The 15,921-nt window shown below is 72.3% G+C and carries 14 protein-coding genes; 8 read left to right on the top strand and 6 right to left on the bottom strand.

The window, feature by feature from the left end:
• Nucleotides 1-195 precede the first annotated feature (195 nt).
• From AB0B94_RS11190 to ctaD, 5 genes are all read left to right on the top strand, one after another.
• Nucleotides 196-1,179: a glucosyl-3-phosphoglycerate synthase gene (locus tag AB0B94_RS11190; protein WP_238672193.1), complete on the top strand. Its 984-nt coding sequence runs from the start codon at nucleotides 196-198 to the stop codon at nucleotides 1,177-1,179.
• A gap of 23 nt (nucleotides 1,180-1,202) precedes the next feature.
• Complete coding sequence (locus AB0B94_RS11185) at nucleotides 1,203-2,342, top strand: glycosyltransferase (RefSeq protein WP_357273845.1); 1,140 nt, start codon at nucleotides 1,203-1,205, stop codon at nucleotides 2,340-2,342.
• Nucleotides 2,343-2,439: 97 nt separating this feature from the next.
• Nucleotides 2,440-2,886 (top strand): DUF4383 domain-containing protein, encoded by a 447-nt coding sequence (locus AB0B94_RS11180; protein ID WP_357273841.1) that lies wholly within the window; start codon nucleotides 2,440-2,442, stop codon nucleotides 2,884-2,886.
• Nucleotides 2,887-3,032: 146 nt separating this feature from the next.
• Nucleotides 3,033-3,761 carry an ATP-binding protein gene (locus AB0B94_RS11175; protein ID WP_357271593.1) on the top strand — a complete coding sequence of 243 codons (729 nt, stop codon included), beginning with the start codon at nucleotides 3,033-3,035 and terminating at the stop codon, nucleotides 3,759-3,761.
• Between the two features lie 125 nt (nucleotides 3,762-3,886).
• Nucleotides 3,887-5,878, top strand: coding sequence for a cytochrome c oxidase subunit I (gene ctaD / locus AB0B94_RS11170; protein WP_357271590.1), 1,992 nt, complete (start codon nucleotides 3,887-3,889; stop codon nucleotides 5,876-5,878).
• Between the two features lie 64 nt (nucleotides 5,879-5,942).
• Here the strand turns inward: ctaD and AB0B94_RS11165 are convergent, their stop codons facing one another.
• Together AB0B94_RS11165 and AB0B94_RS11160 are read right to left on the bottom strand one after the other, a co-directional pair.
• Nucleotides 5,943-7,091 (bottom strand): SigB/SigF/SigG family RNA polymerase sigma factor, encoded by a 1,149-nt coding sequence (locus AB0B94_RS11165; RefSeq protein ID WP_357271587.1) that lies wholly within the window; start codon nucleotides 7,089-7,091, stop codon nucleotides 5,943-5,945.
• Nucleotides 7,092-7,313: 222 nt separating this feature from the next.
• Nucleotides 7,314-8,756, bottom strand: coding sequence for a hypothetical protein (locus AB0B94_RS11160; RefSeq protein ID WP_357271584.1), 1,443 nt, complete (start codon nucleotides 8,754-8,756; stop codon nucleotides 7,314-7,316).
• Between the two features lie 145 nt (nucleotides 8,757-8,901).
• Between AB0B94_RS11160 and AB0B94_RS11155 the strand changes: the two genes are divergently transcribed.
• Nucleotides 8,902-9,132, top strand: coding sequence for a CDGSH iron-sulfur domain-containing protein (locus AB0B94_RS11155; protein ID WP_238672129.1), 231 nt, complete (start codon nucleotides 8,902-8,904; stop codon nucleotides 9,130-9,132).
• 13 nt (nucleotides 9,133-9,145) lie between these two features.
• Here AB0B94_RS11155 and AB0B94_RS11150 read toward each other — a convergent pair whose 3' ends face one another.
• From AB0B94_RS11150 to AB0B94_RS11140, 3 genes are read right to left on the bottom strand one after another with little or no spacing between them, the layout of a single operon-like run.
• On the bottom strand, nucleotides 9,146-10,249 hold the full coding sequence (locus AB0B94_RS11150) for an iron-containing redox enzyme family protein (protein WP_357271581.1): 1,104 nt from the start codon (nucleotides 10,247-10,249) through the stop codon (nucleotides 9,146-9,148).
• 49 nt (nucleotides 10,250-10,298) lie between these two features.
• Entirely contained in the window at nucleotides 10,299-12,053 is a 1,755-nt protein-coding gene (locus AB0B94_RS11145) for a thiamine pyrophosphate-binding protein (protein WP_357271578.1), read from the bottom strand.
• Nucleotides 12,046-13,170 carry a Vms1/Ankzf1 family peptidyl-tRNA hydrolase gene (locus tag AB0B94_RS11140; RefSeq protein WP_357271575.1) on the bottom strand — a complete coding sequence of 375 codons (1,125 nt, stop codon included), beginning with the start codon at nucleotides 13,168-13,170 and terminating at the stop codon, nucleotides 12,046-12,048. Before AB0B94_RS11140 ends, AB0B94_RS11145 begins: the two co-directional genes overlap by 8 nt.
• 142 nt (nucleotides 13,171-13,312) lie before the next feature.
• Here AB0B94_RS11140 and AB0B94_RS11135 point away from each other — a divergent pair, with 142 nt between their 5' ends.
• The gene (locus tag AB0B94_RS11135; protein WP_357273836.1) at nucleotides 13,313-13,861 is read left to right on the top strand and encodes a hypothetical protein; all 549 of its coding nucleotides are present in this window, start codon (nucleotides 13,313-13,315) and stop codon (nucleotides 13,859-13,861) included.
• A gap of 60 nt (nucleotides 13,862-13,921) precedes the next feature.
• Here AB0B94_RS11135 and AB0B94_RS11130 read toward each other — a convergent pair whose 3' ends face one another.
• Nucleotides 13,922-14,260, bottom strand: a complete 339-nt coding sequence (locus AB0B94_RS11130; protein ID WP_112602008.1) for a DUF3817 domain-containing protein — start codon at nucleotides 14,258-14,260, stop codon at nucleotides 13,922-13,924.
• A gap of 153 nt (nucleotides 14,261-14,413) precedes the next feature.
• On the opposite strand from AB0B94_RS11130, the gene AB0B94_RS11125 reads away from it, so the two are divergent.
• Nucleotides 14,414-15,892 carry a glutamate--cysteine ligase gene (locus tag AB0B94_RS11125; protein WP_357271572.1) on the top strand — a complete coding sequence of 493 codons (1,479 nt, stop codon included), beginning with the start codon at nucleotides 14,414-14,416 and terminating at the stop codon, nucleotides 15,890-15,892.
• Nucleotides 15,893-15,921: the final 29 nt, after the last annotated feature.

The following is a 15,921-nucleotide window of genomic DNA, read 5'->3' as shown; positions in this document are numbered from 1 at the left end:
ATGGGAGCAGTCCCCTGGGGTGTGCGCAATCAAACGTTCATCCCCCGGGAACGAATTGTCGTCACCTCTGTGATCAAGCTGTTGCCGAGAATGCGGTTAGCGCGTGATGAGGAATGGGAACAACCAATTTCGGTTTTTCCACGCACGAACGGAGGGGTGCCCGTGCGGGATACGACATCGAACGTGTCGCCGGTGGTGGAGGCGTGGGCTACGTACCGGACGACGTCCGCGGCGGACTGGCCAGCCCGTCGGCTGTTGCGTGCCAAGGGTGAGACCCGGGTCAGCGTGGTGCTGCCGGCCCGCAACGAGGAGGCCACGGTCGGCGCGATCGTGTCGACCATCCGGGAACACCTGATGGATCGGGTGGCCCTGGTCGACGAGCTGATAGTGGTGGATTCCCGATCGACGGACCGGACCGCGCAGGTGGCCCGTGCCGCCGGCGCGGAGGTGGTCAGTCAGGACGCGATGACCCGGGGCTTGCCCCGACTCACCGGCAAGGGCGACGCGCTCTGGGCCGGGCTGGCCGCCGCCGAGGGAGACGTGGTGGCGTTCATCGACGCCGACCTGCGGGAGTTCCGGCCGCATTTCGTGAGTGGGCTGCTCGGCCCGCTGTTGACCGACCCGTCGGTCGACTTCGTGAAGGGCTTCTACCACCGGCCCCTGGTGGGCACCGCCAGCGTGGAGCAGGACGGCGGGGGCCGGGTGACCGAGTTGATGGCCCGGCCGCTGCTCAACCTCTTCTGGCCCGAGCTGGCGGGCTTCGTGCAGCCGCTGGCCGGCGAGTACGCGGGTCGGCGGGACGTGCTGGCCCAGGTGCCGTTCGTCTCCGGTTACGGGGTGGAGACGGCCATGATGATCGACCTGCTCGACCTGGTCGGCCTGGACGCGCTGGCGCAGGTCGACCTCGGTGAGCGCAAGCACCGCCACCAGGACACCGCCGCCCTCGGCCGGATGTCCGCGCAGATCATGTTGACCGCCTGGTCCCGGCTGCAACGGCGCGGCTGGGCCACCCCCGGGCTGGCGCCGGAGGCGTTGCTGACCCAGTTCCGTCGCGGCGGCTCGGACACCCTGCCGAACCTGGACCGCGAGATCGTGGTCAGCGACGTGTCCATCGAGGAACGCCCGCCGTTGGCCGAACTGCGCCACCGGGTGCCCCGCCGAAGGGTGGCCGCCGCGTGAGCGCGAGGAGCCTCACCGTGCTGATGAACGCCGGCCCGTGGCTGTCGGTGCCACCGCCCGGCTACGGCGGCATCGAGAACGTCATCGCCACGCTGGTGCCGGAGCTGCGACGACTCGGCGTACGGGTGGTGCTCGCCTCGGTGGGCAGCAGCACCCTGCCGGTGGACGAGCAGATCTCGGTCTTCGCCGACGGGCAGTTCGCCGCGTTGCAGCGGCCGTACAACCAGGTCTGCGGGATCGCCCAGGCGCACCTGGCCGGGGTGGTCCGGGAGCTGCACTCCCGCGACGACATCGACCTGGTGCACGATCACGTCGAGGCGGTCGGGCTGGCCACCCTCGCCGCGATGGGGCCGGCCGGGCCGCCGACCCTGCACACCCTGCACTGGGATCTGGCCAAGCACCCGGCGCTCTACGGCAACCTGGACGGCGGCGACCGGATCCGGGTCAACGGCGTCTCCGCGTCGCAGTTGGCCCGCGCCCCGCTGGCGCTGCGGGAGCACTCGGTGGGGCACGTGCACCTGTCCACGCCGCTCGCCGTCGACGCCGACCGGCGGCCCCGACCGGACAAGGGCGAGCACCTACTCATCCTGGGCCGGATCAACCCGGGCAAGGGGCAGGACGTGGGTGCCCGGCTCGCGCACCGGGTCGGTGTTCCGCTGGTGCTGGCCGGCCCCGTCGGCCCGTACCATCGGCCGGCCGAGCTGGCCGCGGCCGGCGACGAGGCCCGGCAGAACCCGGACGTGCGGTTCTTCCTCGACGAGGTGGCACCGCACGTCGACGGCGACCTGGTCCGCTGGGTCGGCACCGTGGCCGGCCAGGAACGCGACGACCTGCTCGCCAGCGCCCGTGCGTCGCTGTTCCCGCTGCGCTGGGAGGAGCCGGGCGGCACGGCGGTCGTCGAGTCGCTCGCCCTGGGCACGCCGGTGGTGGCCACCGCCCGGGGTTGCCTGCCGGAGCTGATCGAGCACGGCCGGACGGGGCTGCTCACCAGCGACGAGGAGGAGTTGGCCGACCTCGTCCTCGCCGCCGGGTTGCTCGACCCCGACGAGTGCCGGCGGGTGGCAGCGCAGCGCTTCACGCCCGCGGTGATGGCGCAGCGTTACGTCGAGCTGTACGAGCGGGTCCGGCAGTCGGCGAGCGCGCCGCGGTTGCTGCCGGCCTGACCGACGGCGGGACGGGCCGGTTTGCCGGTCGCATCAGCGGGTAGCCCGGCAGCGCTCATGCCCGCCGCACGACGAGGAGCCGGGAATGGTCGGACCGATGGCGCACTCCCGGGCCCGACCCAACCCGGCCGACGGCAAACCGCCGGTCCGTCGCGCGGCGGCGACGGTGGGGGTGCTGTTCCTGCTGGTCGGCGCGCTCGGCTTCGTGCCGGGGATCACCACCGGCATGGACGCGCTGCGCTTCGCCGGCCACGACTCGGGCGCGTTCCTGTTCGGCGTCTTCCAGGTGTCGGTGCTGCACAACCTGGTGCACCTGGCGTACGGGGTGGCGGGCCTGCTGCTGGCCCGGACGGTCACCGGCGCTCGGGCGTTCCTGATCGGCGGCGGGGCGATCTACCTGGTGCTCTGGCTGTACGGGTTGGCGGTGGACCACGACACCGGGGCGAACGTGCTGCCGGTCAACGACGCCGACGACTGGCTGCACCTGGGGCTCGGCGTCGGCATGATCGCGCTGGGCGTCCTGACCGGTCGGCCCCGTCGTTGACCGTCGACAGGGCTCGAACGGTTGCGCCCGCGCCTGACCTGGGGTTGCGGGACGTGACTTGCCTCGCCCCGAACGTCGGTCCGGTTTGATCCGGAAGGGCCTCGGGTAGTTGGCAGATCCCGACCCAGCAGCGAATTGAGGCGCCGATGTCGAGCGGGATCACCTGCGAGGTGCGTACCACGGCACCGGTGGCGGTCGTCCGGCTCACCGGTCCGCTGCACCTGGGCACGATGCGCTCGGTGCACCGGGCGCTCAGCGACGCGCTGGTCGACCAGCCGGAGGCGCTGGTGGTCGACATGGCCGGGGTGAACGTGGAGGACCGACTGGCGCTGTCCGTGTTCGCCGCGACGGCCCGCCGGGCCGAGGAGTGGCCGGCCGTGCCGGTGTTGCTCTGCTCGCCGTCGCCGGTCGCCGCACGATGGCTGGCCGAGTCGACCACGTGCCGGGTGCTCTCGGTCTCCGCTGACTGCGCTGAGGCGACCCGGTTGGCCGGCACGACGTCCCCGTTGCGGATGCGGGCCCGGCTGGAGCCGGTCGCCGGGGCCTGCCGGCGGGCCCGGGAGCTGGTCACCGAGGCGTGCGCGCGGTGGAACCTGCCCGACGCGTCCGGCCCGGCCGCGTTGGTCCTCAGCGAACTGGTCGGCAACGTGGTGCGTCACGCCGGCACGCCGATGCAGGTGACGGTGACCCTGCGCCGGCCGTATCTGCACCTGGCGGTGGTGGACGGCAGCAGCGCCCAGGCCCGAGCGGGCGGGACGGACCTGCACGCCGAGGGTGGACGAGGGTTGATGCTGGTGCGGGAGCTGACCCAGCGGTGGGGCAGCGTGCCGGCCGGGCCGGGCAAGGCCGTCTGGGCGATGCTGCCGGCAACCTGAGCGTTCGAGGCGCTTGCACCCGGTACCAGCGTTCTGACCGAATTTACCGCTCTAGCCTGGTTACATGGTGCGAGGGTCGGGTAGGCACGCCCGTCCTTTCTGCCGTCACGACGGGGTGAGCAGCCATGCCCAAGCGGGTAACCACGGAACCCGGTCGCGATCGGGGCCCGGCAATCCTGGCACCGGCCCGTTTCGGGGGGTTCCCGGGAGCGGTACGGGCACCGATCCCGGGCAACTCCCTGATCAAGTTCCTCGCCACTACGGACCACAAGCAGATCGGCCTGCTGTATCTGCTGACCTCCTTCGGGTTCTTCCTGCTGGCGGGGCTGCAGGCGATGGTGATGCGCGCCGAGCTGGCCCGACCGGGGATGCAGTTCCTCTCCCCCGAGCAGTACAACCAGCTCTTCACCTCGCACGGCGCGGTGATGCTGCTTTTGTTCGCCACGCCCGCGGCGTTCGGGTTCGCCAACTACATCGTGCCGATCCAGATCGGCTCGCCGGACGTGTCGTTCCCCCGCCTCAACGCGCTGGCCTACTGGCTGTACCTGTTCGGCGGGCTGATGGTGGTCGGCGGGTTCGTCACCCCGGGGGGTTCGGCGGACTTCGGCTGGACCGCGTACAGCCCACTCAGCGACGTGGACAACAGCCCCGGCGTGGGCGCGAACATGTGGGTGCTCGGCCTGGTCGTCTCCGGGCTCGGCACCATCCTCGGCGCGGTCAACCTGATCACCACGATCCTCACCCTGCGCGCGCCGGGCATGACCATGTTCCGGATGCCGGTCTTCACCTGGAACATGCTGTTCACCAGCTTGCTGGTGATCCTCGTCTTCCCACTGCTGGCCGCCGCGCTGCTGGCGCTCTCCGCCGACCGGTTGCTCAACGCGCACGTCTACGACGCGGCCACCGGCGGCCCGATGCTCTGGCAGCATCTGTTCTGGTTCTTCGGCCACCCCGAGGTCTACATCATCGCGTTGCCGTTCTTCGGCATCATCACCGAGATCATTCCGGTCTTCTCCCGCAAGCCGCTCTTCGGCTACACCGGGATCGTGCTGGCCACCGCCGCCATCACCGTGCTGTCGATGACAGTCTGGGCGCACCACATGTTCGCCACCGGCCAGGTGCTGCTGCCGTTCTTCAGCATCCTGAGTTACCTGATCGCGGTGCCCACCGGCGTGAAGTTCTTCAACTGGATCGGCACCATGTGGAAGGGTCAGCTCACCTTCGAGACGCCGATGCTGTTCGCCATCGGCTTCCTGGTCACCTTCCTGCTCGGCGGCCTCACCGGCGTGCTGCTGGCCAGCCCACCGGTCGACTGGCACACCCACGACAGCTACTTCGTGGTGGCGCACTTCCACTACGTGGTGTTCGGCACCGTGGTCTTCGCCCTCTTCGGCGGCTACTACTTCTGGTGGCCGAAGATGACCGGGCGGCTGCTCGACGAACGGCTCGGCAAGGCGCACTTCTGGACCATGTTCATCGGCTTCCACGGCACCTTCCTGGTGCACCACTGGCTAGGCAGCGAGGGCATGCCGCGCCGGTACGCCGACTACCTGCCCACCGACGGGTTCACCACGCTGAACACGATCTCCAGCGTCTTCGCGTTCATCCTCGGCCTGTCCACCCTCTTCTTCATCTACAACGCCTGGAAGTCCTGGCGGTACGGGGCAATGGTGACCGTGGACGACCCGTGGGGCTTCGGCAACTCCCTCGAATGGGCCACCAGTTGCCCGCCGCCGCTGCGCAACTTCGACCGGATGCCCCGGATCCGCTCGGAGCGCCCCGCCTTCGACCTGAAGTACGGACCGCTCGTCGCCGACCTGGGCCGCGACCTGCCGCAACGCACCACCAAACCGCCGCAGCAGTTCGCCGAGGAGCTGCGGTTGGAGCACCACGCCCCGGAGTCGCCGGCCGCCGAGGGCGCGCATGGCGCTCGCGACGCCGTCGACTACCAGCCGGCGCCACGCTCCGGCGCCCGGCCGGTGGACGTGCCGGAGCCCGAGGGCGTCCGTCGGCCGAGCTTCGAGCAGAGCGACCCGCCGCAGGACGCCCAGGACGCGCCGAAGCCGCACGAGCGGTGGCGGCACCCGCACAGCGACGGCAACCCCGAAGAGCACTGACCAGGGGTACGCGCACAAGGGCCGACACCCAGCGGGGTGTCGGCCCTTCGCTTGTCAGTGTGCGTCAGTCCCGGGCCGGCGAGAGGCCGGCGGCGGTGAGCGAGCGGCGTACCGCGGGCTGGACCCGGGTCAGTCGCAGCGGCACCCCGGTCCGCTCCGCCGCGTCCCGGCCGGCCATCAGCGCGGCGATCCCACCGGCGTCGAAGCCACCCGCGCCGACCAGGTCGACGACCACCTCGCTGGGCTGGCCGGTGACCGCCTCCAGCATGGCCCGGCGCAGCTGGTCCGCGCCGTCGCGGTCGATCTCGCCGCCGACCTCGACCACCACCGAGTCGCCGTCCTGCTTGACCGAGATCCGGGTCTTGCCCGGGTCGGGTTCGGCGGCGCCGTTCTGCCACGGCGGCGGCGCGTCGGCGAGCATCGCCTGGCGCAGCCAGGTGAGCGCCCGCGACAACAGCCGGGACACGTGCATCTGCGAGATGCCGAACCGGGCGGCGATCTCCGCCTGGGTCTGGTTGCCGTAGAAGCGCATCGCGAGGATCCGTCGCTCACGCCAGGGCAGTCGGTGCAGCAGGCCGCTCACCGTCACCCGGTCGTCGACCGACTCCAGCGCATTGTCGGATTCGCCGACAAGGTCCCCGAACTCGGCGGAGCTCTCCCCACCCACCGGCGCGTTCAGCGAGGCCGGGCTGTAGCCGGCCGCCGACTCCAGGGCGGCGAGGATCTCCTCCTCCGGGGTCTCCAGCCGGGCGGACAACTCGGCCACCGACGGTGCCCGGGACAGCTCGCTGGTGAGCGCGGCGGTGGCCTGCCCCACCTCGAGGATCAGGTCCCGGAGCCGACGGGGCACGTGCACGCCCCAGGTTCGGTCCCGGAAGTGCCGTTTGATCTCGCCAACGATGGTGATGGCGGCGTAGGCGGTGAACGAGCCCCGTTCCGGGTCATAGCGGTCGACGGCGTTGACCAGCCCCAGTCGGGCCACCTGCTCCAGGTCCTCCAGCGGCTCCCCCCGCCCCCGGTAGCGGCGGGCCAGCCGACCGGCGAACGGCAGCGCGAAGCGCACCAGGTCGTCCCGCGCCTCCCCCCGCCGCTCCGGCGGCAGCCCGGCGATCCGGGCCGCGTACGCCATCGCCGCCGCGTCGAGATCCTCCAGCCCTCGATCGTTGGGTGGTGGTGGGGTCGTGGTCGTGCTCGTGCTCGTCTGTCCGAACATCCGCGCCTCCCTCAGGAAGGTCCCCCGCCCGGATCGGGAAACCGGTCGTGCGCGTGGTCGAGCCACGCACCGGGCCGGAAAGTGGGTCAGTGACTGGGATGCCAGCGGGCGACACCGCCTCTACGCGGCGCAATCAGGCCGTCGCAGCCAGCGATGTTCCCGCTCCGTAGGTACTCAATCACGGGACCCCGGGTTCGCGAGGATGTTTCGGCGTCCTCCGTCTCAGGAGACCAACAACCCCTGGTGGCCGCCGCTGTCGCGGAGCACCGCGAGGGCCTCGGCGACCCCCAGCGGGGGCGGCGCGGGCAGGTCGTACGGCTGGGCGCGCAGCACCTCGGTGGCCCGGCGGGTGGGCACCGAGGTGACCGGGTAGCCCCGCGCGGTGGTGCGGTCCAACGCCCGACGCCGCCGACCGAACCCGGCGACGGCCAGCCACTGCGGCAGCCCGGCCAGCGCGGGTGAGCGCACTCCGGGCGGCTCGGGCAACACGTCCACCGAGCTGAACGCCTCGCTGCCGGCCAGCCACCACTCGGCCTCGTCGACGCTGCGTCGGGTGGCGTTCTCACACCAGTACGGCACCAGCCCCGCCCGCACCACCTGCCACGGGTCGAGCAGTCGACCGCACTCCACCACCAACCGGTCACCGGTCTTGCCGGCGCGCCGCAGCCATCGCCGGTACAGGTCGGCCACGCCCGCGCTCAGCGCCGCCGGCCGGGGCACCAGCACCCGGTGCAGGGGGTGCTGGTGCCGGGTGGACCAGTCCCGCGTGGCCAACTCGAAGCTCGAGTCGACGCCGTGCTCGGCGTACGCCGACGGCACCGACACCTCCGGCGGCTCCCACCGGGTCGCGTCGCCGCCGACGGAGCGCAGCACCTGCCGCAACGCGTGGCTGTCCGGGTGGAAGTCGACAGGGTCCAGCCCGCTTGCCGGGCAGCCGACCTGGAAGCTGTGTCCCGCTCCGCGCTCCAGCACCGGCCAGGTGCGCGCGTCGCTGACCAGCAGCACTGGGGCACCCGGCACCAGCCGGTCGGCCAGGAACCGCGTGTACGCGGCCGGTAGGGCCTTCCACGCGGCGGTCAGCGACACCGTCGCCCCGGTCAGCGCGCCACGGCTGGCCGGGCAGTGCACCTGGCGCAGGTGCAGGTCGGCGTTGCCGGCGAGCAACCTGGTGGCGAGTGCGGCGCCATGCTCAGCGGCGTCCGCCGGGCGGTCCACCCCGCCGTCGGACCAGTGCACCGTCATCTCGAAGCCCGCCGGCAGCCACGGCACGCCGAGGGCCACCGCGAGGTGAGCGGCCGCGCCGTGCGGAGAGCCGATCAGCACCCCGGGGTAGCGCCGACGGGGGTACTGGTCGACGAACCAGCGGGCCACCCGGGCGGCGTCCACCTCGTCGGTCTGGGCCACGGTGAGCGCGACCCGGCCGGCGGCGCGGGTGACCGCGGCACGGCGTACCGGCTCGGGGGCGCCGGGGAACCGCGACGTCGGCCCGGTGTGCCCGAGGTCGGCGCAGTCGACTCCGCGCAGTGCCCGGGCGGTGGCGGCGACCAGCACCCGGGCGGAGCTGCCCACGGCCACGACCCGGTCGCCGGCGAGACCGGCGCCATCGGCCGTGAGCCCCTTGTGCACCTTGTGCACCGGCCCCACCTTGCCTCGTTCGCTCACCACGCGGCCCGGCTTCCCGTCCCGATGGGGTTCAAACGGGGCATCACCCACCCGGCGGCACATTCCGCTGGTCAGCGGGGTGCCCCGGTCATCACCGGCGTTCGGCGGCTCGGGTTTCGCCAGGGCCAGGACGGGCACTTCCGGGGCCATGCGCACCGACGACACCAGCGAGCCAGCCGCAGCCACGATCACCCCGTACGAGGACGGACCGCTGCTGGTCCGTGGCGACTTCGCGTTGGTCACCCCGGACGGCGAGCGCATCGACGCGCGGCGGGGCACCGTGGCGTTGTGCCGGTGCGGCAAGTCGGCGCTCAAGCCGTTCTGCGACGGCACCCACAAGGCGATCAACTTCCGGGCGGGCACCGCCCGCGAGGGCTGACCCCGCGCCGCCGTCAGACGACGACGGTCCGCACCGGCGGGGCCACCGCGGCGTACGCGGCCACGGCGAGCGGGACGGTCGGCGGCACGGCCGGCGGAGCCGGCGGGCGCAGCGAGCTGCGGCCGGCGGCCCAACTGTCCAGCAGGTGCGCGGCGAACAGCCGGTCCACAGCGAGCCCGGCCGCCGCACCGAAGAGCACATCGGAGGCGAGGGCCGGCTCGACGCGGACCAGGCCGCCGCACATGTCGTGCGCGGCGATCTGCTCGTGCACCGCGTCGGCCTCGACGTGCTCGTCGTAGAAGCGGGTGGCCACCTCGTCGAACCCGAGCCGGCGCAACCCGTTGCCGTAGCGACGGTTGGGCAGCGAGGAGGTCATCTCGAACGCGGCCAGGTGCCCGAGCAGCGCGCCGCGCAACCGTCGGTGCAGCCCGAACAGCGACATCAGGTTGTTGGTCGCCAACGTCACCGCCGGCGCCACGTCGATGTGGGCGCCGTAGCTGGTGTCCAGGCCCAGCCGGTCGAGGGTGCTTCGGAACAGCTCGGCGTGCATCCGGTCCAGCCGCCCGTTGCCGTACTCGTCGGTCTGGATCTCCACGAGCGCTGCCTTGGCCGGGCCACCGAGGCGGGGCAGCGCCCAACTGTGCGGGTCCGCCTCCCGCAGGTGGTAGACGGAGCGGTGGGCGGCGAACTCGCGGAACTGGGCGAGGTCGGCGCGGCGTTGCAGCGTCGCCGCCAGCGCCGGACCGTCGTCGGCCGCGACCAGCTCGGCCAGGCCGGCCGCCACCCCGGCGGCGGGCACCGACGGCGCGCCGACCAGCCGGCGCAGCGCCGCCTCGAAGACCCGCTCGCAGCGGGCACGCACCGCCAGTAGCGTCGGCTGCCACTCCCACGACTCGTCCACCCCGGCCCAGCCCCGGTAGTGCAGCTCGTAGCAGAGGAACAGCGTGAGTTGCAGGTCCTCGTCGGTGAACGGGTCCGGCGGGTAGACGTCGACGCCGAGATCGACCGGCAGGTCGTGCGGCGGGTGCCGCAGAGCCTCCACGACCGCTGCGGAGAGCGGACCTCGTGCCGCCGGCAGGGTCGCGGGACCGTAGCGGCGGTCGGCGGGCTCGGACATGGGACCTCCAGCGTCGTCGGGCCGCTACTCATGCCCTGGTCCGGGGTGGCTAAACGAGGTCGTCGGCGTTCGCGGTGACCTCCACCTGCTCGCGGACCTTCCGGGCCGGAGCGCCCTCGGCGTACAGGCCGCGCAGGTCGGCGAAGGCGGGCTCCGGCGGCGCCAGCGACACCGCCGGGTCGACGACCGCCTCCAGTACGCAGGGGCGGTCCGCGGCGAGGGCCTCGTCCCAGGCCGCGCCGACCAGCTCCGGACGGTCCACCCGCACCCCGTGCAGCCCCAGCAGCCGGGCCCACCCGGCGTACGGCACGTCGGGGCGGCGGTGGGTCGGGTCGGACGACGGTTGCCGCCCACCACCCATGCCGTTCTGGTCCCGGTTGTTGAGCACCAGCACCACCAGCCGCGGGTCGCGCCACTGCTGCCAGAGGTGCGAGACGGTGATCAGTTCGGCGAGCCCGTTGAGCTGCATCGCCCCGTCTCCGACCAGCGCGACCACCGGCTGGTCGGGGGCGGCGAGCTTGGCCGCCACCGCGTACGGCAGCGCGCAGCCCATCGAGCCGAGGGTGCCGCACAGCTGCGCGTTGACCCCCGGCGGCAGGGTCAGGTGCCTGGCGTACCAGTAGAGGACCGACCCGACGTCGACAGCGACCGCGCCGGTGCCGGGCATCCGGGCGGACAACTCCTGCAGGACGAGCTGCGGGTTGACCGGGTCCGCGGCGGCGGCAGCCCGCTCGGCGGCGACCTCCCGCCAGCGGTCCACCGAACTCTCCACCGTGGCGCGCCACTGCTGTTCGGACCGGCCCCGCAACCGGCTCAGCAGCGCCCGCAGCGTCTCGGCGGCATCGCCGACCAGTGGCACGTCGGCCGGGTACCGCGTGCCGATGCGTCGGCCGTCGATGTCGATCTGCACAGTGCGCGCCTGCTCGGGCATCGGGAAGTAGTCGGTCCACGGGTCGTTGGTGCCGATCATCAGCAGCGTGTCGCAACCACCCATCAGCTCGGCCGCCGCCGGGGTGCCGACCTCGCCGAGCACCCCGGTGTGGAACGGCAACCGCTCGTCGAGCACCGGCTTGCCGAGCAGCGAGGTGGCCACCCCGGCCCCCAGCCGGTCGGCGATCTCGATGATCTCGGCGGCCGCGTCCCGACCACCCTGGCCCACCAGGATCGCGGTCCGTTGGCCGCCGCTGAGCAGCTGCGCGGCGGCGTCCAGGTCCACCTCGTGCGGCAGGACCCGGGCCAGCGGCTCGCCGGGGGTCGCTGTGATCACCCCGACGCCGTACGACTGCAGGTCGGGCACCAGCGCCTCCTGCAACTGTCGGGGCAGCACCACGCACGTCGGGCTGCGGGTCGCCGCCGCCGTCCGGAACGCCTGGTCCAGCAGCGCCCCCACCTCGTCGGGACTGCGGCCGTACCTGACGAACTGGTTGCACACGTCCCCGAAGAGCCGACTCAGCCCGATCTCCTGGTGTGCGCCGCCGAGCGGCCCGGAGATGTCCTCCCCGACGATGGCCACCACCGGCTTGCTGTCCAGCTTGGCGTCGTAGAGACCGTTGAGCAGCTGGACGGCGCTGGGCCCCTGGGTGGCGAGGCAGACCCCGATGCCGCCGGTGAACTTGGCGTGCCCGGTTGCCATGAACGAGGCCGTCTCCTCGTGCCGGGCCGGGATGAACGCCGGCTCGCCGCCGGTGCGGTCCAGCGCGTCGACCAGTGGAGCGATCGCCTCGCCCGGGAACCCGAAGGCGCGGGGTACCCGCCAGGCCAGCAGCCGTTCCACGACCACGTCCGCGACCGTGCGGTCAACCATTGCCGCGCCCGGGTGTGCTGGGGTCGACGTAGCGCAGTACCGCGCCGACGCCGTCGGCGAGGTCGGGCGCCTCGTCGGGCCCGAGCACGGTCAGGGCCGCGTCGGTGCCGACGAGAGCTCGGACCAGCGCCGCGTCGGCGCGTACCCGCTGCGGGTCGGCCACCGACATGGCGGCCAGCTGCCCCGGGTCGACGGCGATCTCGGTGGGTTCCGCGCCGATCCACAACTCACCGTTCGCCGACGGGTCGTCCACGATGATCATCATGTCGACCTGGTTGCGTTGCAGGGCCGAGACGACAGCGTCGAGGCCGCCGCCCACGTCCTCCTGCACGCCGAACTTGTCCAGCGCGGCGCTGATCCGCTGGTCGGCGATCTCCGCGATGGTCTGCACGGTGAGGTCGTCCAGCATCGTCTGGTCGGCGCCGCCGGCCCGCGACCCGGCATCGGTACGGACCACCTGGTCCTGCCAACGCTCCGGCATCTGGGCGGCGATCATCCCGGTGGCCCGGACGTCACCGGCGACCACCACCACGTCCGCGCCGACCCGGTCGGCCAGCTGCACTGTCGCCGCTGTGACGTCGCCGGCGTTCTGGTGCCACGCCTCCATGGCCGCCCGCTGATAGCGCGACTGGGACCAGCCGCCGGGCTTCGTGCGCCGCAGCGGGTACTCGTCGCGGCCGGCCACGTGCGCACGCCGCGGCACCCCGCCGGCGCTGACCGCCATCGCGTCGGCGCCGAGACGGTCGGCGACCACACGTACCCAGGCCACCTGCTCGCCGCGCTGGGCGAGCAGCGGCATCACGTGCGGCAACGGGCCGACGTTGGCCAGGTCCCGCAGTGGCGGCGCGGACAGGTACTCGGAGAGCACCACCTGGCCGTGACTGGCGAAGAGCGCCAGGCCGTAGTCCCCGACCATCGGATCATGACCTCGGACCACCCGGTCCAGCGCGGCGATGTTCGCCTCGTCCGCCCCCTGTTCGGCCAGGCTGCGTTCCAGGGCACGCCAGCGCAGGTCCAGGGCGGGTTTGGCGTCCTCCGTGTCCGCGGAGGCGTCCAGATACACCGAGCACCACGGCCCGGGACGGTCGTAGAGCGGGCGCAGGAAGGACAGCTGCATGCTCGACCCCTTTCCAGCTCGGCCCCTCGCTTACCCGGGTCGCGGGGGATGTCACCTCGCGGCCGTGAGCCCGTGACCAGGTTTCATTCACGTCGTTCAACCGAGGACGTCGATACGATCTGTGAACACAAGCGGACTCTCGGTGGTGGAAATGGACAGCGGACTCGACACCCGACGGATCGTGCACCCGACGGAACGAATCGTCACCGGGCGGCTGATCCGCCTGCTCGACGGCTACACCCGTGAAGTGCGCATCGGTCAGCCGGTGCTGGTGGCGGTGCTCGCCGCGGCGGCCTTCGCCCGGCTGCCCGCCCTGCTGCTGCGCTCGCTCTTCTCGTTCGGCGGCGGCGGCACCCGCCGTCGCTGGAAGGAGCTGAAGCAGGGTCCGGAATACCTGGTCACCCCGGTGCGGCTACGCAACACCGCCGGTCAGCTCTGCGAGGTGGAGCTGCACGGTCACCTGCCGCAGAGCGCCCTGCACCCGGCAGACCAGGTGCAGCTCACCCTGCGCCCGCAACGCGACCCGGAGCTGCCGCCCCGGATCGAGCGGATCGTCAACCTCACCACCGGGCAACTGCTGACCCCGCGTACGGCGACGCTCTGGTCGCATCTCGGGCCGCCACTGCTGTTGCAGGCGTTCTTGGGCACGCTGCTGCTGGCCGGCATCGCGGCCTGCTCCGCGCTGACCTGATCGACCCGGGGCGGTCGGCGGTTCAGCCGACCGCGACGGGTGCGCGGGCGGGTCGGCGGTTCAGCCGACCGGGGCGGGCTCGCGGGCCGGCTGCCGGTCGACGCCGAGCATGCCCCGGCGGCGGGCCCAGCGCTCGAAGGCCAGGGTGGCGAACGGCGGCACCGCGCTGGCCAGGGCCACCGCCGTGGCCAGCAGGCTCCACCGGTGCAGCCGGGCCACGGCCAGCACCAGCAGGACGTAGGCGACGAACAGGCCGCCGTGGATCGGCCCGAAGATCTTGACGCCCAGCTCGTTGTCGGGCGGACCGTACTTGACGAGCATGCCGACCAGCAGGGCCAGCCAGGAGCAGGCCTCGGCGATCGCCGCCGCGACGAACAGCCGGGTCACCTTCTCGCGCATCCGCACGCCACCACCTCTCGGGCCGCAATGCTATCGGTCCTGCCTGACTGGGCTAACAGGGCGGGCGGTTGGGTAGGAAAGGGTCCTCGGGTCTTCCCCCGCCCGCCGATCACGTGCGAGGTTAGGGGGACCAGCGGTGACGGGGTGGTGACCATGGGCGAGGACGTCGGCGTACGAACCTTCAGTCGAGAGGATCGAGCCCGCTACCGCGACAAGGTCCGCCGCTGCCTGGATGTCTTCGCCGAGATGCTGCGCGAGTCCCGCTTCGACCTCGACCGGCCGATGACCGGCGTGGAGATCGAGCTGAACCTTGTCGACGGGGCGTCGAATCCGGCGATGCGCAACGCCGACGTGCTGGCGGCCATCGCCGACCCGAGTTTCCAGACCGAGCTCGGCCAGTTCAACGTCGAGATCAACGTGCCGCCGCGCCGGCTGACCGGCACCGGCACCGCCGACTTCGAGGAGTACGTGCGGGCCAGCCTCAACGCCGCCGAGGTGAAGGCCAGGGCGATCGGCGCGCACATGGTCATGATCGGGATCCTGCCGACGCTGCGCCCCGAGCACCTGACCGCCGAGACGCTGTCGGCCAACCCCCGCTACAAGCTGCTCAACGAGCAGATCTTCGCGGCCCGCGGCGAGGACCTGCCGATCGCCATCAGCGGGGTGGAACGTTTGGCGGTCACCGCCGACACGATCACCCCGGAGGCGGCCTGCACCAGCACCCAGTTCCACCTCCAGGTCAGCCCGGCCCAGTTCGCCGACTACTGGAACGCCGCCCAGGCGGTGGCCGGCGTCCAGGTCGCGGTGGGCGCGAACTCGCCGTTGTTCTTCGGCCGGGAGTTGTGGCGCGAAACCCGCATTCCGCTGTTCCAGCAGGCCACCGACACCCGGTCGGAGGAGATAAAAGCCCAGGGGGTACGCCCCCGGGTCTGGTTCGGCGAACGCTGGATCACCAGCGTGTTCGACCTGTTCGAGGAGAACGTGCGCTACTTCCCGGCGCTGCTGCCGGTCTGCGACCCGGAGGACCCGGCGCAGGCCCTCGCGGCCGGTGAGGTGCCCAATCTGGCCGAGTTGCGCCTGCACAACGGCACCGTCTACCGGTGGAACCGCCCGGTGTACGACGTGTCACGGGGCCGGCCGCACCTGCGTGTGGAAAATCGGGTGCTGCCCGCCGGACCGACAGTGCTGGACACCATCGCCAACGGCGCCTTCTACTTCGGGTTGGTGCGCGCCCTCGCCGAGTCGGACCGGCCACTGTGGTCGCAGATGTCGTTCAGCGCCGCGGAGGAGAACTTCACCAGCTGCGCCCGGCACGGCGTCGACGCGCAGGTCTTCTGGCCCGGTCTCGGCTACCTGCCGGTCACCGAGCTGGTGTTGCGCCGGTTGCTGCCGATGGCGCATCACGGCCTGGACCGGTGGGGGCTCGACCCGGCCGAGCGTGACCGGTTGCTCGGCATCATCGAGCAGCGCTGCCTGACCGGCCGCAACGGCGCGACCTGGCAGGTGGAGACGCTGCACCGGCTGGAGTCGGCCGACCACCTGGACCGGCCGGAGGCGCTGCGCGAGGTGGTCCGACACTACGTCGACCTGATGCACAGCAACCGGCCGGTGCACGAGTGGCCGATCCCGTGAGCACACCGGATGGGTAGCCCGATCGGCGC

The sequence above is a fragment of the Micromonospora sp. NPDC048986 genome (assembly GCF_040649335.1).
In the GTDB taxonomy this organism is placed as follows: domain Bacteria; phylum Actinomycetota; class Actinomycetes; order Mycobacteriales; family Micromonosporaceae; genus Micromonospora; species Micromonospora alfalfae.
Note: the sequence above shows the minus strand (reverse complement) of the source record. Positions and strands in the feature narration are given on the sequence as shown.